Here is a 21,455-nt window from a genome sequence, read left to right on the forward strand (position 1 = left end):
TGTCCTCTCAGACACCCAACAGTGTGCCGACGAAACCCCACCCACCGGACAAGCCGGCCAGCAGGCAATAAGAATTACCGTGTCAGTGTTCCACCCAATAATATGAGCGACCGCCAAACCACAGTCGGGTTTGAAACGGCACTAAATGCTCCTTAGAAAGGAGGTGATCCAGCCGCACCTTCCGGTACGGCTACCTTGTTACGACTTCGTCCCAATCGCCAATCCCACCTTCGACAGCTCCCTCCCACAAGGGGTTAGGCCACCGGCTTCGGGTGTTACCGACTTTCATGACGTGACGGGCGGTGTGTACAAGGCCCGGGAACGTATTCACCGCAGCGTTGCTGATCTGCGATTACTAGCGACTCCGACTTCATGGGGTCGAGTTGCAGACCCCAATCCGAACTGAGACGCGCTTTAAGGGATTCGCTCCACCTCACGGTATCGCAGCCCTCTGTACGCGCCATTGTAGCATGTGTGAAGCCCTGGACATAAGGGGCATGATGACTTGACGTCATCCCCACCTTCCTCCGAGTTGACCCCGGCAGTCTCTCACGAGTCCCCACCATTACGTGCTGGCAACATGAGACAAGGGTTGCGCTCGTTGCGGGACTTAACCCAACATCTCACGACACGAGCTGACGACAGCCATGCACCACCTGTATAGAAGGCACAAGGCAAACCGAATCTCTCCGGCGATCCTCTATATGTCAAACCCAGGTAAGGTTCTTCGCGTTGCATCGAATTAATCCACATGCTCCGCCGCTTGTGCGGGCCCCCGTCAATTCCTTTGAGTTTTAGCCTTGCGGCCGTACTCCCCAGGCGGGGTACTTAATGCGTTAGCTACGGCACGGATCCCGTGGAAGGAAACCCACACCTAGTACCCACCGTTTACGGCGTGGACTACCAGGGTATCTAATCCTGTTCGCTACCCACGCTTTCGCTCCTCAGCGTCAGTTACTGCCCAGAGACCCGCCTTCGCCACCGGTGTTCCTCCTGATATCTGCGCATTCCACCGCTACACCAGGAATTCCAGTCTCCCCTACAGTACTCAAGTCTGCCCGTATCGCCTGCAGGCCCGAGGTTAAGCCTCGGGTTTTCACAGACGACGTGACAAACCGCCTACGAGCTCTTTACGCCCAGTAAATCCGGACAACGCTCGCACCCTACGTATTACCGCGGCTGCTGGCACGTAGTTGGCCGGTGCTTCTTCTGTAGGTACCGTCACTTGCGCTTCGTCCCTACTGAAAGAGGTTTACAACCCGAAGGCCGTCATCCCTCACGCGGCGTCGCTGCATCAGGCTTTCGCCCATTGTGCAATATTCCCCACTGCTGCCTCCCGTAGGAGTCTGGGCCGTGTCTCAGTCCCAGTGTGGCCGGTCGCCCTCTCAGGCCGGCTACCCGTCGTCGCCTTGGTAGGCCATTACCCCACCAACAAGCTGATAGGCCGCGGGCCCATCCTGTACCGCAAAAACTTTCCACCAACCCCCATGCAGGAGAAGGTCATATCCGGTATTAGACCCAGTTTCCCAGGCTTATCCCGAAGTACAGGGCAGGTCACCCACGTGTTACTCACCCGTTCGCCACTCGTGTACCCCCGAAAGGGCCTTACCGTTCGACTTGCATGTGTTAAGCACGCCGCCAGCGTTCGTCCTGAGCCAGGATCAAACTCTCCATAAAAAACACTAGAAACCGAAGTTTCAGCATAATCAGGAAATCCTGAACAAAAAACGAAACCACTGACAAAAATCAATGATTCCAGAAATACATCTCGCAAAGAAATAAACGAGAAAAGCCACAACACAAACAACCAAATAACTTGATTGTCCATGCGTGCCAAAAAATTTGGCACTGACAATTTCATCGACACACTGTTGAGTTCTCAAAGAACACGCCAAACGCGGCTCACTTCACCACAACCCCGCACAACGAGGTCTTAACAGTGGAGTGGAAACCTTCGCAGGCAACCGTTCCAGGTTACATTCTCACGTCCCGCCTGTCAAGGCGACCCGCTCGAAGCAACCGTTCAAGCTTAGCAGAGCGGATTTCCGTGTGCAACTCGCTCTCGCGGGTCACTCTCGGAACTGCTTCGAACCGCGCAACCGCACGTTGAGATACCCTCGACCGTATGACACGCTCGAGAGGAACACTCTCCGTAGTGGCTGGCTGCTCGGAGCAACCGTTCCAGCTTATGTCGGAGTCGATCTCGGTGTCAAACCGGGGCTCGGCTCCATGTTGTCAAAGCGTCTGCGTTTCTACCGTCTGACCTGGGCTTTTCGGCCCCGTCCTGGTCGGTGTCGCGCTGACTTCGAATAAGTTACGCACCGTGGAACGGAAGCACAAATCCCCAGGTCAGCGCGTAACGTGCTGTTCATCTGCGCAGGTCAGCCATGTGCGGCCGTCCGGAAGTCGTCGAACCCCAGCTTTGTGACCTGCAGCACAGAGGCCGCCCCGCGCTCGACGACGGGACGGCCTCTGTGGTCATGACCAGCGATTTCAGGCGAAACGCGCGCCCGCGAAGGTCTTCTTGCCGCGGCGGAGGACGAGCCACCGTCCGTGCAGCAGGTCGCCGGGTGCCGGCTCCCACTCCTCGGACTCCACCTTCACGTTGTTCGCGTAGGCGCCGCCCTCCTTCACCGCGCGACGAGCGGCGCCCTTCGACTCACACAGTCCGGACGCGGTCAGGAGGTCGACGATGGTGCGCGGCTCCCCCGCCGCCACCTCGACCACCGACGCCTCCTCCAGCGCGGCCGCGAGCGTGCCCTCGGGGAGATCCGCGAGCTCGCCGCGGCCGAACAGCGCCTGCGCGGCCAGCTCGGCGGCGCGGGTGTGCTCCTCGCCGTGCACCAGCGTCGTCATCTCCGCAGCGAGCCGCTTCTGCGCGGTGCGCTTCTGCGGGGCCTCCACCGTCTCGCGCTCGAGCTCGGCGATCTCGTCCTGCGTGAGGAAGGTGAACCAGCGCAGGTAGCGGATCACGTCGGCATCGGCCGTGTTCACGAAGTACTGGTACCAGGCGTAGGGGCTGGTCTGCTCGGGGTCGAGCCACAGGGAGCCGCCGCCGGTGGACTTGCCGAACTTCTTGCCGTCCGAGGAGGTCACCAGCTGGGTGGTCAGCGCGTGCACGTGCCGGCCGTCGATCTTCCGGTTCAGGTCCACGCCGGCCACGATGTTGCCCCACTGATCGGAGCCGCCGATCTGCAGCGCCGCCTCGTAGCGGCGCGCGAGCTCCACGTAGTCGTACGCCTGGAGCAGCATGTAGCTGAACTCGGTGTAGCTGATCCCGTCCGATTCGAGGCGGCGCTTGACCGTCTCACGCGCGAGCATGACGTTGATCGAGAAGTGCTTGCCCACATCGCGCAGGAAGGTGGGCACGTTCATCTGCCCGTGCCAGTCCAGGTTGTTGACCAGGATCGCGGCGTTGTCGCCGTCGAACGCGACGAACCGCTGCAGCTGGTCGTCGATCTTCGCCGCCCACGCGGCCACGGTGTCCACGGAGTTCATCACGCGCTCGCCGACGTCGCGGGGATCGCCGACCTGGCCGGTCGCGCCGCCACCGAGGACGATCGGCCGGTGCCCGGCCTCCTGGAAACGGCGGAGCGTGAGCAGCTGGACGAGGTGGCCGGCGTGCAACGAGGAAGCGGTGGGGTCGAATCCCGCATAGAGCGTGATCGGCCCGGCGGCGAGCCGCTCGCGCAGCGCGTCGAGATCGGTGGACTGCGCGATCAGGCCGCGCCAGGACAGTTCCTCGAGGATGTCAGTGCTCACCGGTCCATTGTGAACGAACCGCGGCGTCACGGAGGTCGCCGCCCTGCAGAGCGGTCACCAACAGCTCACGGTCGGCCGGGCTCCCGCCGCGCGTGAACATCACGAGGTCCCCGTGCACCAACTGGTCCACGAGGAGGTCCGCGACCGCGCGCGCGGCGTCGTCGGCCCTGCGGAGGGCGACGGCGCCGGACGTCTCGGCGAGCTCCGCCAGGTCTCCGACCAGCACGGCGACGGGTTCGTCGTCGTACTCCTCCGCGAGCTCGGCGATGAGAGCGCCGCCCTGCACCGTCCACCGCACAGTGATCGGCCCAATGGCGCCGAAGCGGTCGAAGAGGCGCTCCCAGCCGTCGAAGGGGCCACGGAGCCAGACCGGCGCGACGACCGCGCGTCGGAGCACGAGCACTCCCGGCACGCCCGACCGCCGGTAGCCGGTCAGCAGGTCGCGCACGTCGTCGGCGGTCGACGGTGCCGCCCGGCCCGCGTCGGCGAGGAAGCGCGACCGGGCCACGACGACGACCGCGTCGGCACCGTCGTCGACGGTGAGCAGGTCGCGGTCCTCGGCGAACGTCAGGTCGGCGAGCCCGGCGGGAAGGTCGAACAGCGTCTGCACCGCGGCGGCGGTGGTGGCCGGCAGGCCGCCCAGCCACGGCGCGATGCGCAGACCGCGAACGGCGACCGGCGCGGCCGCGAGCTCGGCGCGGGTCACCGACCGCAGGGTGAGGAACACCCCGGCGACCAGGATCGCCAGCGCCACGAGCGCGCCGAGGGCGAAGACCGCACCGAGCAACGACAGCAGCCAGACGACGAGGGCCCCGGCGACGGCGAGCGCCAGGGCGATCACGTACGCCGCGCCGAGATCCGACGGGATCTGCGCCCGGTGTGCGAGATGACGGTGCCGATCGAGCTCCGCGTGGGCGCGGGCGGCGGCCGGGCCGAGCCGACGCAGGTTCAACAGGCCCAGGATCGCGGCGAGCCGCGACTCCGCCGCCGTCGCCAGCGCCGCCGCCGAGCGGGTCTGCAAGATCGGCACGAGTGCCCAGCCCGCCTCGAGCAGGCCTTCGGTCGTCGCCGGGAAGGGCGCCCCGATGAGGGCACGGGAGGCCTCGTCCTCATCGGGATGGGCGAACGCCCGCGCGTTCACCGCGTTGAGGCCGCGGTCGCGGGCGAGCTGGTCCATGTCGGTCACACGCAGGAGTGCACCCGCTCCCGCTTGGTGCACGGTTGGATCCCGCTGGGACCGGTCAGCGGCTCACGGACGGGTGGCCCGCCAGCCACAGTCGCCACGGCTTCTCGACCGCCTTGCTGATCCCGATACGCGGCCCCGCGGCGACCGGGCCCCGTCGGGCGGCGATCTCCAGCCCGACCTCGGAGGCAGGATCGAGCACGTCGATCCCCTTGTCGGCCACGGTGATCCCCAGCGCCTGCCCGAGACGGCCGGGCCCGGCGGCGAGGCGCGCATCGGGATCCCGCACAGCGCGGCGCTCCCGGACCAGGTCGAGACCGGATTCGATCGAGGCCGCACGCAGTAGTACGCCGGCGCCCACCCCGTCGGGTCCCGCGGTGATGTTGACGCACTGGTGGATGCCGTACGAGAGGTACACGTACAGGTGGCCGGCGGGCCCGAACATCACGTCGTTGCGCGGCGTCGGCCCCGGATAGGTGTGCGCGGCCGGGTCGGGCCACGGGCCGTTCTCGGGCGAGCCGTAGGCCTCCACCTCGACGATGCGGGCGCGGACCTCGCCGACGACCAGCACGGAACCGAGGACGAGCCGGGCGGCCCGGAGCGGATGGACCGCGAGCCGGTCCCGCGCGGTCGCGGTCACCGGGGTCGGGTCACTGCGCGGCGCGGGCCAGGATCGACTCGTGCTCGGCGTCGTCGACGTCGCGCCCCTCCCCGATCAGGAGGACGGGCAGGCCGTCCTCGATCGGGTAGGCGCGGCGCAGGCGCGGGTTGTAGAACAGCTCATCGGGCACGTACAGCAGCGGCCCCTTGTCCTGCGGGCAGGCGAGGATCTTCAGCAGCGTCGCGTCGATGGCCATGGCGCCATGCTACCCAGCGGGGAGCCAGACCGGCTTGACGGCGGTGCCCTCGCGGGCCGCGGCCCAGGCCTCGTCGAAATCGGTGAAGACGGTGACGAGCCGCTCGACGGGCAGGCGCCCCGCGGCGGCGGCCGCCGCGAGCTCGGGGAGGAACGCGGCGGGCTCGGAGTCCCCCTCGATCACGCCGATCACCCGCAGGCCGCGGGCCATGATGAGCATGACGGGCAGGTCGGCCGACGGCGCGCCGAGCCCGACGACCGCGAGCGTGCCGCGCGGTCGGAGGGCGAGAACGGCCTGGCCCAGCACATCGGCGCGGGCGGTGGTGTCGACGGCGGCGTGCGCGCCACCACCCGTCGCCTCGATGACCGCCTGCGCGGCCTGCGGCCCCGCCTCGACGGCGTGCGTGGCCCCCAGCTCGAGGGCCAGCGCGCGGCGATCCTCCCGCGGATCGACCGCGACGATCGTCGTGGCGCCCGCGAGCTTCGCGCCCATGACGGCTGCGAGGCCGACGGCGCCGGTCCCGAAGATCACGACGGACTGCCCCGGCCGCACCTGCAGGGCGCGGGTCACCGTGCCGACGCCCGTCTGGACGCTGCACCCGAGCGGCGCGGCGAGCTCGAAGGGAAGGTCTCCGATGGGGACGGTGTTGCGATCCGTCGCGAGCGCGAGGCCCGCGAAGCTCGACTGGCCGAAGAACCCGCCGGTCACCGCGGTCTCCCCCGAGCGGATGCCCGGCAGCCCGAGGTAGTTGCGGGTGATGGACTGCTCGCAATAACCGGGAGTGCCCGCCGCGCAGAACTCGCAGGTGCCGCAGCTGTCGAAGGTGAGCGACACCCGGTCGCCCACCGCGAGGCCCTGAGCGTCCGGGCCGAGGGCCTCGACGACACCGGCGCCCTCGTGACCGAGGATCACGGGCAGTCCCTGCTCGGGCCACTGCGCGGCGAGCGTCAGGTCGGTGTGGCACACGCCGACCGCGTGGATCCGCACCAGCACCTGGTTACCCGTGGGCTCGGGGACCTGGATCTCGAGGGCCGACGGTGCCTCCCCCGGCGCGGCGACGACCCGCGCGACGGTGCCCGTCACCGGTCCGCCAGGCAGCCGCCGGCCGGGCCGGGCCGGGTATCGCGCTCGAGATAGAAGTAGAAGTACGGCGCGGCCAGCTTCTTCCCCGTCATCACGCCCATGACGGTGTCGTCGTCGACCTTGGCGAAGTGGTCGATGACCGGCTGCCCGTCGTAGACCATCGAGGCGGTCACCGTGCCGTCGAAGTCGATGAGCCGCAGCGTGGCCTCCCCCTTCCCGAGGGCGACGTTGGAGAACTTCTCGCCGTGCTCGTCCAGACAGACCAGCGGCTGCACGTCGTTCTCGGACACGAAGCTCTTGCCGTACCACCGCGCCCTGCCGAGGGAACCGTCCATCGGGTGGCCCGACGGCAGCTCCCCGCCGCGCCAGTCGCCGAGCAGGAACGCGATGGAAACGGGCTCGAGCTGGGCGAACAGCCCGGCGAGTTCGGCGGGTTCGGAGTGGCGCGGCTCGTCGATGAGCCCGCGGACGGTGCGCTCTGCGGTCATGTCGCGATGTTATCCGACATTCTCCACCGCATGGCCGAAAACGGAAACACGTTTCAGTAACTGAACGTCGTGGCCCCGTCGCCGATCCACTCCCACATCGGCACGGTGCCGCCCAGCGTCGCACCGGCGATGCGCGGCTGCTCCCGCAGTCCCTTGGCATCGATGCAGATCGGGCATACCAGGAATACTCCACCGGCCGCCGTATATCGCGCGATCAGGTCGGGGATGGGCGGACATCCGGCGCACGCGACGCCGGTAGTGACGCCGACCGTCGCCAGGCGCACCGCCTCCTTGGTCAGGAACATCAGCGTCGGGCGCCCCGACTCCGCCGCACCGACGGCGACCAGGAACGCCACCGTCACCTTCTCCGCGTCCTCGAGTCCCGTGGTCAACGAGACCACCGCCCTACCGGTCATCACTCTCTCCTTCGTCGTCCATCACCTGCGTTTCCCAGCGTGGGCGCGGTGCGCCCGGTGCGGAAGTTCAGAAAATGAAGCTCCGTGCGTGCCCTCCGGGGACTACCGTGCGGAGATGGCCGAGTACGGGCAGTTCTGCCCGGTCTCCAAGACGTCCGAGATCCTCTGCGAGCGGTGGACCCCGCTCATCCTTCGCGAGTTGATGTGCGGCAGCGTCCGATTCGGCGAGATCGCGCGGGGCGTGCCGACCGTCTCCACCGCCCTGTTGACGGCGCGCCTGCGTCGACTGGCCGCCGCCGGCGTGATCACCCGCGAGCCCACCCCGGGTGGCGGTGCCGACTACCGCCTGACCGCGGCGGGCCTTGAGCTCGCCCCCATCATCCTGGCGATGGGCGTCTGGGGGCAGCGGTGGGCCCGCAGCGAGTACACGCCCGACGACCTCGACCCCGGACTGCTGATGTGGGACGTGCGTCGGTACCTGAGGCCGGGCGGGTTGCGCGCCGGCCGCACAGTGGTCGAGTTCCGCTTCACCGACGCCCCGCCCGGCCGCGATCACTACTGGTTGGTGGACGACGGTGTCGCCGACCGCCCCGTCGACCTGTGCCTGGTGCCGCCGGGCTTCGACGTGGACCTCTGGGTGGACGCGGACCTACGGACCCTGACGCGCGTGTGGATGGGTGACGAGGCGATCAGCCGCGCCCTGACCGACGGCCGGATCACGCTCGCGGGCGTCACCGCGCTACAGCGGGGCTTCCCCGGTTGGCTCGGGCGGCACCCCGTTCTGGGGAGCGTAGGGCCGGCGGACTGACGACGGCGGCGATCGGCGCGGGATTCCGTCCCCCGAGCACGACGTGCGCGGCGGTCTCGGGGCCTAGGTTCTTCAGACATGACTTCCATCGCAGTAGTGACCGGAGCGGGCCGCGGCATCGGCCTGCGATTCGCGCATCGCCTCGCCGACCAGGGGCACCGTGTGATCCTCACCGACATCGACGGCGACGCTGCGGCCCACGCGGCTGCGGAGATCGGACGGGACGCCGTCGGGATCGCGCAGGACGTCCGTGATCTCGGCTCGCACCGCGACGTCGCGGATCGAGCACGGGACCTGGGCCGGCTGGCGGTGTGGGTCAACAACGCGGGCATCCTCATCGCCGGCGATAGCTGGGAGCACGACGACGACCAGGTGCAGGCGATCCTCGACGTCAATCTGCGCGGGCCCATCGGCGGCTCCGCAGCGGCGGTGAACGCGATGGGCGCGCGCGGTGGGGCCATCCTCAACGTCGCCTCGCTGTCCGCTCTTTCCCCGGTCCCCGGGCTGGCGATCTACGCCGCCACCAAGGCCGCGGTGCTGTCGTACACCACGTCGCTCCAGGGCGATCTGAATCACGCCGGACTGCCGATCCGCGCGCGAGCGCTGTGCCCGGACGTGGTCCGCACCGCGATGGTCACGGAGCGGGAGAAGGACGCCGGCGCCGCCCTGCTCTTCGCCGGCCCCAAACCCCTCGACGCGGACGACGTGGCGGCCTCCGGACTTCGTCTCCTGCAGTCGCGCCAGATATTCCGCGTCGTGCCGCGTTGGCGCGGCGCCCTCGCCCGCACCTCCGATGTCGCACCGTCCGTGGGGCTCCCTGTGCTGGACGCGATGCGGCGCGTCGGTCATCGGCGGCAGCGCGACTGAGAGCCCCTTGACGCCCCGGTTCCCCCGGGTGCACAATTCACTCGACGATGAATTCATCGTCGAGTGAATTCTTTGGAGGCGCCATGACCAGCGCGATCACCGTGTCCGGGCTCACCGTGGTCCGCTCGGGCAGCACCGTCCTCGACCACCTCGACGCCGAGATCCCCGCCGGCGCCATCACCGGCCTACTCGGCCCGTCCGGTTCCGGCAAGACCACCCTGATGCGGGTGATCGTCGGGGCCCAGCGCATCACCGGCGGCACGGCGACGGTGCTCGAGCGCCCCGCGGGCAGCCCGGACCTGCGCGCCCGCGTCGGCTACACCACCCAGTCCCCCGCGGTGTACGGCGACCTCACCGTGGCGCAGAACGTCGAGTACTTCGGCGCGCTGTACCCGGGGCGGCGCTCGACCGCGAAGACCGACGCCGCGGAGGCGATCGACGCCGTCGGCCTCGGCGCCTTCGCCGACCGCCGGGCCGACGCCCTCTCCGGTGGGCAGCGCTCGCGGGTCAGCATCGCGTGCGCACTGGTCGCGCGCCCCGAACTCCTGATCCTCGACGAGCCCACCGTCGGCCTCGACCCCCTACTGCGCGCCGAGCTGTGGGAGCGGTTCGCGGCCATGGCCGCCGACGGGACCACGCTGCTCGTCTCGAGCCACGTCATGGACGAGGCCGCGCACTGCGCCCGCCTCCTGCTGCTGCGCGACGGGCGGCTCGTCGCCGAGCTCGCACCGTCGGACCTGCTGACCCGCACCGGCGCACCCACCCTGGACGACGCCTTCCTCGCGCTCGTCCGCGAACAGGAGGCGACGGCATGAGCACCGTCCTGAACCCGAGCATCACCCGCGCGACCACGCTGCGCGTGCTCCGCCAGCTCCGCGCCGATCCCCGCACCATCGCCATGATCGTGGTGGTGCCGACGGCGCTGCTGACGCTGATGTACTTCCTCTACCGCGACTCCCTCGGCGGCACAGCGCTGTTCAGCCGGATCGCGCTGGTCCTGCTGGGCGTCCTGCCCTTCGCGCTGATGTTCATCGTCACCTCGATCGCCATGCAACGCGAGCGGGTCTCCGGCACGCTCGAGCGGCTGCTCACCACGCCGCTCGCCAAGGCCGACCTGCTGCTCGGCTACGCCGTCGCCTTCTCGGTCGCGGCGACGGCGCAGGCCGCCGTCGCCACCACGGTGGCGGCGTACCTGCTCGGCATGAAGACCGCGGGCAGCGTGTGGCTGGTCGTGCTCATCGCCGTGGTCGACGCCTGGCTGGGCGTCGCGCTGGGGCTGCTGTTCAGCGCCTTCGCCCGCACCGAATTCCAGGCGGTGCAGTTCATGCCGATCGTCGTGGTGCCGCAGATCTTCCTGTGCGGCCTGCTCGTCCCGCACGACGCGATGCCGGGCTGGCTGCAGGGCATCGCCGACGTGCTGCCGATGACCTACGCCGTGAAGGCGCTGCAGGAGGTGGGCGCCCACGGGTCCGCGACCACGACGATGTGGACCTCCCTCGCGGTGGTCGCCGGCTTCGCGGTCGCCGCGCTCGCGCTCGCGGCGGCCACGCTGCCGCGCAAGGTCGCGTGAGCGGGCCGGGGCGCAGATCCGGCCGGCGCACCGGCAGCCCCGACACCCGGGCCGAGATCCTCGCCGCCGCCCGGGCCGCGTTCGCCCGCGGCGGCCTCGCGGGCACGACGGTCCGCTCGATCGCGGAGGCCGCGAGCGTGGATCCCGCCCTCGTGCACCACTACTTCGGCACGAAACAGGAGCTGTACCTCGCGGCGCTGGCGATCCCCGTCGATCCGGAGTTCGTGCGGGCGCCGCTCCGAGAGGCCCCGCTCGACGACGCCGCCCGCGCGCTGCTCCGGGCGCTACTGACGATGTGGGACGGGCCGCTGCGCGACGTGGGCGTCGCGGTGATCCGCACCAATCTCGGCACCGGCGGCGACCCCGCGATCGTGCGGGGCTTCCTGCTGGAGATCGCGCTGGCCGAGCTCATCGGCCGCATGGAGGCGGGACCCGGCGACGGGGTGCTGCGCGCGAATCTCATGGTGGCCCAGGTGTTCGGGCTACTCGTCGCCCGCTACGTCGTCGGCTTCGAGCCCCTGGCATCGCTCACCGTCGACGAGGTCGTCGCCCTCGCCGCGCCGCCGCTGCAGCAGGTCATCACCGGCCCGCTGCATCCCCCCGCCTGCGATTGAACACCGTTTCTGTTCACGACGACCTGCGGTTTCCGTGTCAGAAACGGTGTTCAATTCGGGGTTAGGCGGTGGTGGTGGCCCAGGTGCGGAGCGGCGGGACGGCGGCGGAAACCGTCGCGAGCTGGCGGGCCACGGCCGACGGGGCCGTGCCGCCGCGGGCGTCGCGGGACGAGACGGAGCCGCGCACCGTCAGCACCTCGCGGACCTGCGGGGTCAGCGCCGGGTGGATCGCGGCGAACTCCTCGTCGGTGAGGCCGTCGAGGCCGACGCCGCGGGACTCGGCGGCACGGACGCACTCGCCCGCCGCCTCGTGCGCGACGCGGAAGGGCACGCCCTGCCGCACCATCCACTCGGCGACGTCCGTCGCGAGGGTGAAGCCGGCCGGGGCCAGCGCGCCCATGCGCTCCGGGTGGAAGGTCAGCGTGGCCGTGAGCCCGGCGACGGCCGGCAGCAACAGCCGCAGCTGCTCCACCGAGTCGAAGACCGGCTCCTTGTCCTCCTGCAGGTCGCGGTTGTACGCGAGCGGCTGCGCCTTCAGCGTCGCCAGCAAGCCCGACAGGTTGCCGATGAGCCGGCCGGCCTTGCCGCGGGAGAGCTCGGCGACGTCGGGGTTCTTCTTCTGCGGCATGATCGAGCTGCCCGTGGACCACGCGTCGGCGAGGGTCACGTAGCCGAACTCGGCCGTGCTCCACAGGATCACGTCCTCCGACCAGCGCGACAGGTCCACGGCGATCTGCGCGAACACGTACGCGGCCTCCGCCGCGAAGTCGCGCGAGGCGGTCGCGTCGAGGCTGTTGTCGGCGGCCGAGTCGAAGCCGAGGTCGGCCGCGATGGCATCGGGGTCGAGCCCCAGCGACGATCCCGCCAGCGCGCCGGAACCGTACGGCGAGATCGCGATCCGCTTGTCCAGGTCCTGCAGCCGCTGCACGTCCCGCAGCAGCGGGTGCGTGTAGGCCAGCAGGTGGTGCGACAGCAGGATCGGCTGCGCCGCCTGCAGGTGCGTCTTACCGGGCAGGATCACGTCGGGGTTCGCCTGCGCCTGCGCGACGAACGCGTCCACCACGTCGAGCACGCCGACGGCGACGAGCCGTACCGCGTCGCGCAGCCACATCCGGAAGAGCGTGGCCACCTGGTCGTTCCGCGACCGGCCCGCGCGCAGCCGGCCGCCGACCTCGGGGCCGGCCCGCTCGATGAGCCCGCGCTCCAGGGCGCCGTGCACGTCCTCGTCGGACTCGGCCGGCTGGAAGGCGCCGGAAGCGACGTCGTCCCCGAGCCGGGTGAGCGCCGCGAGCATGGCCTCCAGGTCCGCGTCGGACAGGAGCCCCGCGCGGTTGAGCACGCGGGCGTGCGCCTTCGACGCGCGCACGTCGTACGGGGCGAGCGCCCAGTCGAAGTGTGTCGACTTGCTCAGCGCTGCCATCGCCTCGGCGGGACCGGACGCGAACCGGCCGCCCCAGAGGCTGCCCTCGTTGGTGCCGTGCTTCTCGGCGTTCTCGCTCAACGGATCTCCTAGTCGGTGCCGAGGTCGAACGCGGCGTGGTTGCCGACCTCGTCGAAGTTCGACGGGGTCTTCTCGCCGCCCGCGACGATGGCGTCGGCGCCGCCCTGCTCCAGCTCGCCGACCAGCGCGGCGGTCTCGCCCGCGACGATGCCCTGGACCGCGTACTGCTCGAGGCGGGAACGCGAGTCCGCGATGTCGAGGTTGCGCATGGTGAGCTGGCCGATGCGCTCGTCCGGGCCGAAGGCGGCGTCACCGACGCGCTCCATCGAGAGCTTCTCGGGGTGGTAGCTCAGGTTGGGGCCGGTGGTGTCGATGATCGAGTAGTCGTCGCCGCGGCGCAGGCGCAGGGTGACGGAGCCCGTGACGGCCGACGCGACCCAGCGGATGATGGCCTCGCGCTGCATGAGCGACTGTGGGTCCAGCCAGCGGCCCTCGTACATCAGCCGGCCCAGGCGGCGGCCCTCGTTGTGGTACGTCGCGATGGTGTCCTCGTTGTGGATCGCGTTCACCAGGCGCTCGTAGGTGGCGTGCAGCAGCGCCATGCCCGGCGCCTCGTAGATGCCGCGCGACTTGGCCTCGATGATGCGGTTCTCGATCTGGTCCGAGATGCCCAGGCCGTGGCGGCCGCCGATGCGGTTCGCCTCGCGGACCAGCTCGACCGGGTCGGAGTACTCGACGCCGTTGATCGCGACCGGCACGCCGGCCTCGAAGGTGACGGTGACGTCCTCGGTCGTGATCTCGACGGACTCGTCCCACGGGGCGACGCCCATGATCGGGTCGACGATGACGACGCCCGTGTTGAGGTACTCCAGGTCCTTGGCCTCGTGCGTGGCGCCCCAGATGTTGGCGTCGGTGGAGTAGGCCTTCTCGGTGGAGTCGCGGTACGGGAAGCCGTGCGCGACGAGCCACTCGCTCATCTCCTTGCGGCCGCCGAGCTCGGTGACGAACTGCGAGTCCAGCCACGGCTTGTAGATGCGCAGCGCCGGGTTCGCCATCAGGCCGTAGCGGTAGAACCGCTCGATGTCGTTGCCCTTGTAGGTGGAACCGTCGCCCCAGATGTCGACGCCGTCCTCCTTCATGGCCCGCACCAGCATGGTGCCGGTCACGACGCGGCCGATCGGGGTGGTGTTGAAGTAGGTCTTGCCGCCGGAGCGGATGTGGAAGGCGCCGGTCTGCAGGGCGGCGATGCCCTCCTGCACCAGCAGCGGCTGCACGTCGACCAGGCGCGCGATCTCGGCGCCGTACTCCTTGGCGCGGCCGGGGACCGCGTCGATGTCCGGCTCGTCGGGCTGGCCGATGTTGGCGGTGTAGGTGCAGGGCACGGCGCCCTTGTCGCGCATCCAGGCGACGGCCACGGAGGTGTCGAGGCCGCCGGAGAAGGCGATGCCGACGCGCTCGCCGATGGGCAGGGTGGAGAGGACCTTGGACATGGTCGATAAGCCTATCTGGTGGTGAGTGGGCGGATTCAGGCGAGCGCCACGAGGCGCTCGGCGAGGTCTTTGCCGGTCAGGGGCTCGCGCGCGACGACGAGGACGGTGTCGTCGCCGGCGACGGTGCCGACGACCTCGGGCAGCGAGGACCGGTCGAGCGCACTCGCCAGGAAGTTCGCCGCGCCCGGCGGGGTGCGCAGGACGCAGATGTTGCCGCTGTGGTCGGTGGAGACGAGCAGCTCCCCGAGCAGGCGCGACAGGCGCTCGGTGCCGCCGGACACGCCGCGGACGGGCGAGCCGTCCTCGGGCACCACGTACACGCCGGTTCCACCGTCGGCGCCGCGCAGCTTCACGGCGCCCAGTTCGTCGAGGTCACGGGAGATGGTGGCCTGCGTGGCCTCGTAGCCGCCGCGCACGAGCAGCGCCTGCAGCTCGGCCTGGCTGCGCACCTGGTGGTTCGCCAGGATCTCGACGATGGCCGCCTGCCGCCCGGCGCGGGTGGCGAGCGGCTGCTCGCTCACGACCGCTCCAGCAGCCAGGTGAGCAGCGCCTTCTGCGCGTGCAGGCGGTTCTCGGCCTCGTCGAACACCGCGGACTGCGGCCCGTCGATCACGTCGTCGGTGATCTCGTCGCCGCGGTGCGCGGGCAGGCAGTGCAGCACGATCGCGTCCGGGTCGGCGTGCGCGAGCAGCTCGGCGTTGATCTGGTACGGCCGGAACGGCGCGTTGCGGTCGACGCCGTCGTCCTCCTGCCCCATCGACACCCAGGTGTCGGTGACCACCACGTCGACGCCGGCCACGGCGAGCACGGGATCGGAGATGACGCTGACCTCCGCGCCGGTCTCCTTGCCCCGGGCCCGGGCCGCCTCCACGAAACGCTCGTCCGGCTGGAAGCCCGACGGTGCGCTGATGGTCACGTCGATCCCGGCCGTGACGCAGCCGAGCATGTAGCTGTGGGCCATGTTGTTGGCGCCGTCGCCGAGGTAGGTGAGCTTGAGGCCGGCGACGGACCCGGTGCCCTCGGCGCCCTTGCGCTCGGCGATGGTCTGCAGGTCGGCGAGGATCTGGCAGGGGTGGAAGTCGTCGGAGAGCGCGTTGACGACGGGCACCGTCGAATACCGGGCGAGCTCCTCGAGCCCCTCCTGCGCGTAGGTGCGCCAGACGATGGCGTCGACGAAGCGCGACAGCACGCGGGCGGTGTCGGCGAGGGACTCGTCGCGGCCCATCTGGGTGGACTTGGTGTCGACGACGACGGCGTGTCCGCCGAGCTGCGCGATGCCGACGTCGAAGCTGAACCGGGTACGGGTGGAGTTCTTGTCGAAAAGCACCGCCACGCCCTTCGGGCCCTCCAGCGGGCGCCGCGAGAACGGCGCCGCCTTCAGCTCCGCGGCGAGCGCGAGCACCTCGCGCTGTTCGGCCGGGCTGAGGTCGTCGTCGCGGAGGAAGTGGCGGGTCATGATTGCTCCTGGGCTGAGTCGAGCAGTGCGGGCAGGGCGGTGAGGAAGCGGTCGGCCTGCTCGTCGGTGAGGACGAGGGGCGGGGCCAGGCGGACCACGTCGGGCTGGGCGGCGTTGAGCAGGAATCCGGCGTCCCGGGCGCCGGTCTCGATCGCCTTGGCCACGCCGCGGGACAGGGTGATCCCGAGCAGCAGGCCGGAGCCCCGGACGCCGGTGACGAGCGGATGGCCGAATCCCTCGACGGTGGCGGCGATGTGCTTGCCGAGGGCGTCGGCGCGCTCGGCCAGGCCCTCGGCCTCGATCACGTCGAGGACGGCGTTCGCGGCGGCCGCCGCGACGGGGTTGCCGCCGAAGGTGGTGCCGTGCTGGCCGGGCGTGAGCAGCTCGCCGGCGGCGCCGACGGCCACGGTCGCGCCGATGGGCAGGCCGCCGCCGAGTCCCTTGGCGAGCGTGAAGACGTCGGGCGTGACGCCCGCCCGCTGGTACGCGAAGAGCGTTCCGGTGCGGGCGATCCCGGTCTGCACCTCGTCGAGGACGAGGAGCGCGCCGGCCGCGGTCGCGGCGGCGCGGGCCTCCGCGAGGTAGCCCGCGGGCGGGACGACGACGCCGCCCTCCCCCATGATCGGCTCGAGGAAGATCGCTGCCGCGCCCTCGGCGGCGGTGCGCAGGGCGGCCGCGTCGCCGTACGGCACGTGGGTGACCGACTCGATGAGCGGCGCGAAGGGCTCCCGCTTGGCGGGCTGGCCGGTCAGCGCCAGCGAGCCCATCGTGCGGCCGTGGAAGGCACCCTCGGCGGCGACCATCGCCGTGCGGCCGGTGCGCCGGCCGATCTTGATGGCGGCCTCGTTGGCCTCGGCGCCGGAATTGCTGAAGAAGACCCGGGTGCCGGGCACGCCGACGGCCTCGGTGAGCCGCTCGGCGAGGCGCACGACGGGCTCGCTGATGTACAGGTTCGAGACGTGCCCCAGCGTCGAGACCTGCTGCGTCACCGCCTCGATGATCTTCGGGTGCGCGTGGCCCAGGGCGTTGACGGCGATGCCGCCGAGCAGGTCGACGTACTCCTTGCCGTCGGCGTCGGTCACGGTCGCGCCGCGACCGGACACCAGCGCGATGGGCGGGGTGCCGTAGGTGTCCATCACCGCGGCGTTCCACCGCGACTGCATTGCTTCGTTGCTCATATGTGTCAGATCCAGGTCTCTGTAGGAGATGTCGGCGGGGTCACCATGGTGCCGATGCCCTTGCTCGTGAACAGCTCGAGAAGCACGGAGTGCGGCACCCGCCCGTCGATGACGTGCGCGGTGGGGACGCCCCCGTGCACGGCTCGCAGGCACGCCTCCATCTTGGGGACCATGCCGGAGTCGAGGCTCGGGAGCAGTGCGGTCAGCGCGTCCGTGTCGATCTCCGACGTGAGCGAGGAGCGGTCCGGCCAGTTCGTGTACAGGCCCTCGACGTCGGTGAGCACCACCAGCTTCTCGGCGCCGAGCGCCTCCGCGAGTGCGGCCGCGGCGGTGTCGGCGTTGATGTTGTGCACCACCCCGTCCGCGTCCGGCGCGATCGTCGAGATCACCGGGATGCGGCCGGCCGCGATGAGGTCGTTGACCGCCTCCGGGCTCACCGCGGTCACGTCGCCGACGAGCCCGATGTCGGTCGGCGCACCGTCGACCACGACCTGCCGCCGCGTGGCGGTGAACAGGTGCGCGTCCTCGCCGGACATGCCGACGGCGAAGGGCCCGTAGGAGTTGATCAGCCCCACCAGCTCGCGCCCGACCTGCCCGAAGAGCACCATGCGCACGACGTCCATCACCTCGGGCGTGGTCACGCGGAAGCCGCCGCGGAACTCGCCCTCCATCCCGAGTCGCTTGAGCATGGCCGTGATCTGCGGGCCGCCGCCGTGCACCACGACGGGGTGCAGGCCGCAGGTCCGCAGGAAGACCATGTCCTGCGCGAAGGAGCGCTTGAGCTCGTCGTCGATCATGGCGTTGCCGCCGTACTTGACCACGACGGTCCTACCGTGGAAATCGAGGAGCCAGGGCAGTGCCTCGGCGAGCACGCCGGCCTTGTCGAGCGGCGTGAGATCGGGTGCGCTCATGAGGAGTACGCCGAGTTCTCTTCGACGTAGGCGTGCGAGAGATCCGTGGTGCGGATCGTCGCGGTGCCGCGCCCGAGGCCCAGGTCGACGGTGACGTCGATCTCGGGTCCGGAGAGGTCGACGTCGCGCGCTCCGGGTACCCCGCAGCCGTTCTCGGCGATGGGCTGCCCGTTGAAGGAGACGGTCAGCTTGTCGTGGACCAGCTCGATCGGGGCGATGCCGATCGCGGCCATGACGCGACCCCAGTTGGGATCGCTGCCGAACAGCGCGGTCTTGACGAGGCTGTCGCGGGCGATGGCCCGGGCGCCCACGAGGGCCTCCTCCTCGGAGGCCGCACCGGTGACGGTGATGAGGATCCGCTTGGTGACGCCCTCGGCGTCGCCCTGCAGCTGGGCGGCGAGGTCGTCGCAGACCTCGCGCACGGCGGCGTTGAGTTCCTCCTGCGTGCAGGTCTTCTCGCTCGCGCCGCTACTGAGCAGGAGCACGGTATCGTTGGTCGAGGTGGCGCCGTCCACGTCGAGCCTGTCGAACGTGTAGGACGTGGCGTGCCGCAGGGCCTCGTCGAGCTGCTCGGGGCTCGCGTGCACGTCGGTCGTGAGCACGACGAGCATCGTCGCCAACGAGGGCGCCATCATGCCGGCGCCCTTGGCCATGCCGCCAACGTTCCAGCCGCCGGAGTGGTGCAGCGCGGTCTCCTTGGGCACGGTGTCGGTGGTCATGATGGCGTGCGCGGCATCGGTGCCGCCGGTGAGGCCGCCACCCATCTCGTGCACGATCTCGGTGACGCCGGCCAGCAGCTTGTCCATGGGCAGGCGATCGCCGATGAGGCCGGTGGAGCACACGGCGACCTCTCCGGCGCCGGTCTCGGTCCCCCAGTGGCTCAGCGTCTCCGCGACCTTCTCGGCCGTCGCATGGGCGTCCTGGAAGCCACCGGGGCCGGTGCAGGCGTTCGCACCGCCGGAGTTGAGGATCACCGCGCGCAGGTGGCCGTCCTTGATCACCTGCTCGCTCCAGAGCACGGGCGCGGCCTTGACCTTGTTGCGGGTGAAGACGCCGGCCGCCGCGTAGTGCGGTCCCTCGTTGAAGACCAGGGCCAGGTCCGGCTTGCCGGAGGCCTTGATCCCGGCCGCGATGCCCGCGGCCTTGAACCCCAGGGGCGCCGTGACGCCCTGGTTGCGAACGAGTTTGAAGGTCACGGTGCGACTCCTACGGTGGACAGGCCGGCGGTCTCGGGCCAGCCGAGCGCGAGGTTCATGGACTGGACGGCGGCGCCGCCGGTGCCCTTGGTGAGGTTGTCGATGGCGGCGGTGGCGATGAGGCGCCCGGCGCGCTCGTCGACGGCCACCTGCACCTGCACGGCGTTGCTGCCGAGCACCGACTTCGTCTGCGGCTGCAGGCCTTCGGGCAGCAGGTGCACGAAGGGCTCGTCTGCGTACGCCGCCGCATAGACCTCCCGGGCCTGCGCGGCGGTCACCGTCGTCGGGGCGGAGACCGTGGCGAGGATGCCCCGGGCCATGGGCACGAGGATCGGCGTGAACGACACGGTGACGGGGGAATTCGCCGCCGCCGAGAGGTTCTGCGTGATCTCCGGGGTGTGCCGGTGGGTGGTCACGCCGTAGGCGCGCGCCGAGCCGATCGCCTCGGAGGCGAGCAGGTCGGTCCGCAGGGACTTGCCCGCGCCGGACGTACCGCTCACGGCGACGACGGTGACCTCGGGCGCCACGATGCCGGCCGCGACGGCGGGCAGGAAGGCGAGGGTCGACACCGTCGGGTAGCAGCCCGGGACGGCGATGCGGGACGCGCCGGCGAGCACGTCCCGGTTGCCCGGAAGCTCGGGCAGGCCGTAGGGCCAGGTGCCGGCGTGGGCGCTGCCGTAGTAGTGCTCCCACTCCGCGGCGTCCTTGAGCCGGTAGTCGGCGCCGCAGTCGATGATGAGGGTCGACGGGGGCAGCGCCTCGGCGATCTCGGCGGACTTGCCGTGCGGCAGCCCGAGGAAGACGACGTCGTGGCCGCGCAGCGTCTCCGGGGTCGTCTCCTGCAGGACGCGGTCCGCCAAGGGCAGCAGGTGCGGGTGGTGCTCGAACAGCGTGCTGCCGGCGTTGCCGCCGGCGGTCAGCGCGCCGATCGTCAGCTCACCGGACAGGTACTGCGGGTGGCCGAGCAGCAGCCGGAGGATTTCTCCCCCGGCGTAGCCGCTCGCGCCCGCGATCGCCACGGAAACAGTCATGCAATGATTATGCACCACCATGCAAGCCTATTCACATCCGATCCGGGGAACGTTCCTTCCCGCCGCATTCCGAACGGGTGCGGACGGACTGCTCCTCGAGGTCGTGTGTCACGCGGCACACGGCTGACCGGAACCCCTCAGGTTCCGGCCAGCCCACGGCCAGGCGTCATCGGCACCCTGGGTAGCAGTAACGATCCGACCCCGGCACCCGAAAGACCTCACATGCGCAACGATCTTCCGACCACGAATCCCGACGCCCTGACGCAGCCGCTGTCGCTGCCGCGCCGCCAGCGCGGCGTGCGGGGCACCGTCAACCGCGTCCTCGACGGCTTCGCGCCGCGTGTGGAGAACCGCGCCATGCTCGTGAAGATGGGCCGCGGCCGCCCCAGCCTGGTCGGCGATCATCGGCGCGGCAACCACATCACGCAGGCCTTCCACCTGGGCTGACGCGATCCCTCACGACGGATCGGGGCCGCTGAGCCGCACGCCGATGTCCGCGATCGTGGCGACCACCTCCGCCTCGTCCATCGGGACCGCGCCGCCGAGCCAGCGGGTGAGCACTTCGACGGTGCCCGCCACGACGAACCACGAAGTCACCTCCGCGCGCCCTGCGCCCCGGTCCGCGTAGATCCCCGCCGCCAGCAGCTCGCTGAACACCCGGAACGCGTTGTGCCGGTGCTGCTCCAGCACGGCCACGCGCGGCGCCTCCTCGAAGAGCCTCGCCGTCCGCGCGTCCTCGGCCAGGACGCGGGCCAACGTCTCGACGGTGCGCCGGATGCGCCGATCGACGTCGTCCTCGCCGTCGAGCACCACCGCGACCCGCTCGCGGATCACCTCGAGCAGACCGTCGAGCGCGGCGAGCAGGACCTGCTCCCGGTCCGCGAAGGCCTCGTAGAAGTACCGCTTCGACAACCCCGCCCGCTGGGCGACCGCGTCCGCCGTGACCGCCTCCACGCCGGCGTCCCCCACGACGTCCAGGCACGCCTCGAGCAACTGCGCTCGCCGCGCGGACCGTCGATCCTCCGCACTGACCCCCCGCCAGGGCCGCACCACCTCGTCCACGGATCAATCTTGACACACAACCGTTCTTAGTTCATCGTCATT

Annotated in this window: 22 protein-coding genes and 1 rRNA gene; 6 read left to right on the forward strand and 17 right to left on the reverse strand. The window is 70.2% G+C overall.

Annotated elements, in window-relative coordinates; translation table 11 throughout:
* Nucleotides 1-156 precede the first annotated feature (156 nt).
* From BLW32_RS16780 to BLW32_RS16815, 8 genes are all read right to left on the reverse strand, one after another.
* Nucleotides 157-1,677, reverse strand: a 16S ribosomal RNA gene (locus BLW32_RS16780).
* Nucleotides 1,678-2,493: 816 nt separating this feature from the next.
* Entirely contained in the window at nt 2,494-3,762 is a 1,269-nt protein-coding gene (gene tyrS, locus BLW32_RS16785) for a tyrosine--tRNA ligase (RefSeq protein ID WP_068739742.1), read from the reverse strand.
* Nucleotides 3,752-4,948 carry a hypothetical protein gene (locus BLW32_RS16790; RefSeq protein ID WP_074850650.1) on the reverse strand — a complete coding sequence of 399 codons (1,197 nt, stop codon included), beginning with the start codon at nt 4,946-4,948 and terminating at the stop codon, nt 3,752-3,754. Before BLW32_RS16790 ends, tyrS begins: the two co-directional genes overlap by 11 nt.
* Before the next feature lie 55 nt (nt 4,949-5,003).
* The gene (locus BLW32_RS16795; protein ID WP_068739746.1) at nt 5,004-5,585 is read right to left on the reverse strand and encodes a DNA-3-methyladenine glycosylase; all 582 of its coding nucleotides are present in this window, start codon (nt 5,583-5,585) and stop codon (nt 5,004-5,006) included.
* Nucleotides 5,586-5,595: 10 nt separating this feature from the next.
* Complete coding sequence (locus BLW32_RS16800; protein ID WP_068739748.1) at nt 5,596-5,802, reverse strand: Trm112 family protein; 207 nt, start codon at nt 5,800-5,802, stop codon at nt 5,596-5,598.
* Nucleotides 5,803-5,811: 9 nt separating this feature from the next.
* Entirely contained in the window at nt 5,812-6,885 is a 1,074-nt protein-coding gene (locus tag BLW32_RS16805; RefSeq protein ID WP_068739750.1) for an NAD(P)-dependent alcohol dehydrogenase, read from the reverse strand.
* The gene (locus BLW32_RS16810; RefSeq protein WP_068520399.1) at nt 6,882-7,373 is read right to left on the reverse strand and encodes a DUF4334 domain-containing protein; all 492 of its coding nucleotides are present in this window, start codon (nt 7,371-7,373) and stop codon (nt 6,882-6,884) included. The genes BLW32_RS16805 and BLW32_RS16810 overlap by 4 nt, the downstream gene beginning before the upstream one ends.
* A 53-nt stretch (nt 7,374-7,426) precedes the next feature.
* Nucleotides 7,427-7,789, reverse strand: coding sequence for a DsrE family protein (locus tag BLW32_RS16815; protein ID WP_068739752.1), 363 nt, complete (start codon nt 7,787-7,789; stop codon nt 7,427-7,429).
* 115 nt (nt 7,790-7,904) lie between these two features.
* On the opposite strand from BLW32_RS16815, the gene BLW32_RS16820 reads away from it, so the two are divergent.
* From BLW32_RS16820 to BLW32_RS16840, 5 genes are all read left to right on the forward strand, one after another.
* The gene (locus tag BLW32_RS16820; RefSeq protein ID WP_068523140.1) at nt 7,905-8,597 is read left to right on the forward strand and encodes a winged helix-turn-helix transcriptional regulator; all 693 of its coding nucleotides are present in this window, start codon (nt 7,905-7,907) and stop codon (nt 8,595-8,597) included.
* A gap of 78 nt (nt 8,598-8,675) precedes the next feature.
* Nucleotides 8,676-9,464 carry an SDR family NAD(P)-dependent oxidoreductase gene (locus BLW32_RS16825; protein WP_068520404.1) on the forward strand — a complete coding sequence of 263 codons (789 nt, stop codon included), beginning with the start codon at nt 8,676-8,678 and terminating at the stop codon, nt 9,462-9,464.
* A gap of 83 nt (nt 9,465-9,547) precedes the next feature.
* Nucleotides 9,548-10,279, forward strand: a complete 732-nt coding sequence (locus BLW32_RS16830; protein ID WP_068739754.1) for an ABC transporter ATP-binding protein — start codon at nt 9,548-9,550, stop codon at nt 10,277-10,279.
* On the forward strand, nt 10,276-11,034 hold the full coding sequence (locus tag BLW32_RS16835; RefSeq protein WP_139286229.1) for an ABC transporter permease: 759 nt from the start codon (nt 10,276-10,278) through the stop codon (nt 11,032-11,034). The genes BLW32_RS16830 and BLW32_RS16835 overlap by 4 nt, the downstream gene beginning before the upstream one ends.
* Entirely contained in the window at nt 11,031-11,648 is a 618-nt protein-coding gene (locus BLW32_RS16840) for a TetR/AcrR family transcriptional regulator (RefSeq protein ID WP_068739756.1), read from the forward strand. The genes BLW32_RS16835 and BLW32_RS16840 overlap by 4 nt, the downstream gene beginning before the upstream one ends.
* A 61-nt stretch (nt 11,649-11,709) precedes the next feature.
* Here BLW32_RS16840 and argH read toward each other — a convergent pair whose 3' ends face one another.
* The 8 genes from argH to argC are packed head-to-tail and all read right to left on the reverse strand — an operon-like array spanning nt 11,710 to nt 20,351.
* Nucleotides 11,710-13,149 (reverse strand): argininosuccinate lyase, encoded by a 1,440-nt coding sequence (gene argH / locus BLW32_RS16845; protein WP_068739758.1) that lies wholly within the window; start codon nt 13,147-13,149, stop codon nt 11,710-11,712.
* Nucleotides 13,150-13,157: 8 nt separating this feature from the next.
* The gene (gene argG, locus BLW32_RS16850; protein ID WP_068520412.1) at nt 13,158-14,579 is read right to left on the reverse strand and encodes an argininosuccinate synthase; all 1,422 of its coding nucleotides are present in this window, start codon (nt 14,577-14,579) and stop codon (nt 13,158-13,160) included.
* 35 nt (nt 14,580-14,614) lie between these two features.
* The gene (locus BLW32_RS16855) at nt 14,615-15,118 is read right to left on the reverse strand and encodes an arginine repressor (RefSeq protein WP_068520415.1); all 504 of its coding nucleotides are present in this window, start codon (nt 15,116-15,118) and stop codon (nt 14,615-14,617) included.
* Nucleotides 15,097-16,035, reverse strand: a complete 939-nt coding sequence (argF, locus tag BLW32_RS16860) for an ornithine carbamoyltransferase (protein WP_068520419.1) — start codon at nt 16,033-16,035, stop codon at nt 15,097-15,099. Before argF ends, BLW32_RS16855 begins: the two co-directional genes overlap by 22 nt.
* On the reverse strand, nt 16,032-17,213 hold the full coding sequence (locus BLW32_RS16865) for an acetylornithine transaminase (RefSeq protein WP_068739760.1): 1,182 nt from the start codon (nt 17,211-17,213) through the stop codon (nt 16,032-16,034). The genes argF and BLW32_RS16865 overlap by 4 nt, the downstream gene beginning before the upstream one ends.
* Before the next feature lie 5 nt (nt 17,214-17,218).
* Nucleotides 17,219-18,124, reverse strand: coding sequence for an acetylglutamate kinase (gene argB / locus BLW32_RS16870; protein ID WP_068739763.1), 906 nt, complete (start codon nt 18,122-18,124; stop codon nt 17,219-17,221).
* Entirely contained in the window at nt 18,121-19,320 is a 1,200-nt protein-coding gene (argJ, locus tag BLW32_RS16875; RefSeq protein ID WP_139286230.1) for a bifunctional glutamate N-acetyltransferase/amino-acid acetyltransferase ArgJ, read from the reverse strand. The genes argB and argJ overlap by 4 nt, the downstream gene beginning before the upstream one ends.
* Complete coding sequence (argC, locus tag BLW32_RS16880; RefSeq protein WP_068739765.1) at nt 19,317-20,351, reverse strand: N-acetyl-gamma-glutamyl-phosphate reductase; 1,035 nt, start codon at nt 20,349-20,351, stop codon at nt 19,317-19,319. The genes argJ and argC overlap by 4 nt, the downstream gene beginning before the upstream one ends.
* A gap of 222 nt (nt 20,352-20,573) precedes the next feature.
* Between argC and BLW32_RS16885 the strand changes: the two genes are divergently transcribed.
* Nucleotides 20,574-20,798, forward strand: a complete 225-nt coding sequence (locus tag BLW32_RS16885) for a hypothetical protein (RefSeq protein WP_068520430.1) — start codon at nt 20,574-20,576, stop codon at nt 20,796-20,798.
* Nucleotides 20,799-20,807: 9 nt separating this feature from the next.
* Here the strand turns inward: BLW32_RS16885 and BLW32_RS16890 are convergent, their stop codons facing one another.
* A complete protein-coding gene (locus BLW32_RS16890) occupies nt 20,808-21,413 on the reverse strand; it encodes a TetR/AcrR family transcriptional regulator (protein WP_068739767.1) in 606 nt (201 codons plus the stop codon).
* Between the last annotated feature and the right edge of the window lie 42 nt (nt 21,414-21,455).

Source organism: Tsukamurella tyrosinosolvens (assembly GCF_900104775.1).
GTDB lineage: Bacteria > Actinomycetota > Actinomycetes > Mycobacteriales > Mycobacteriaceae > Tsukamurella > Tsukamurella tyrosinosolvens.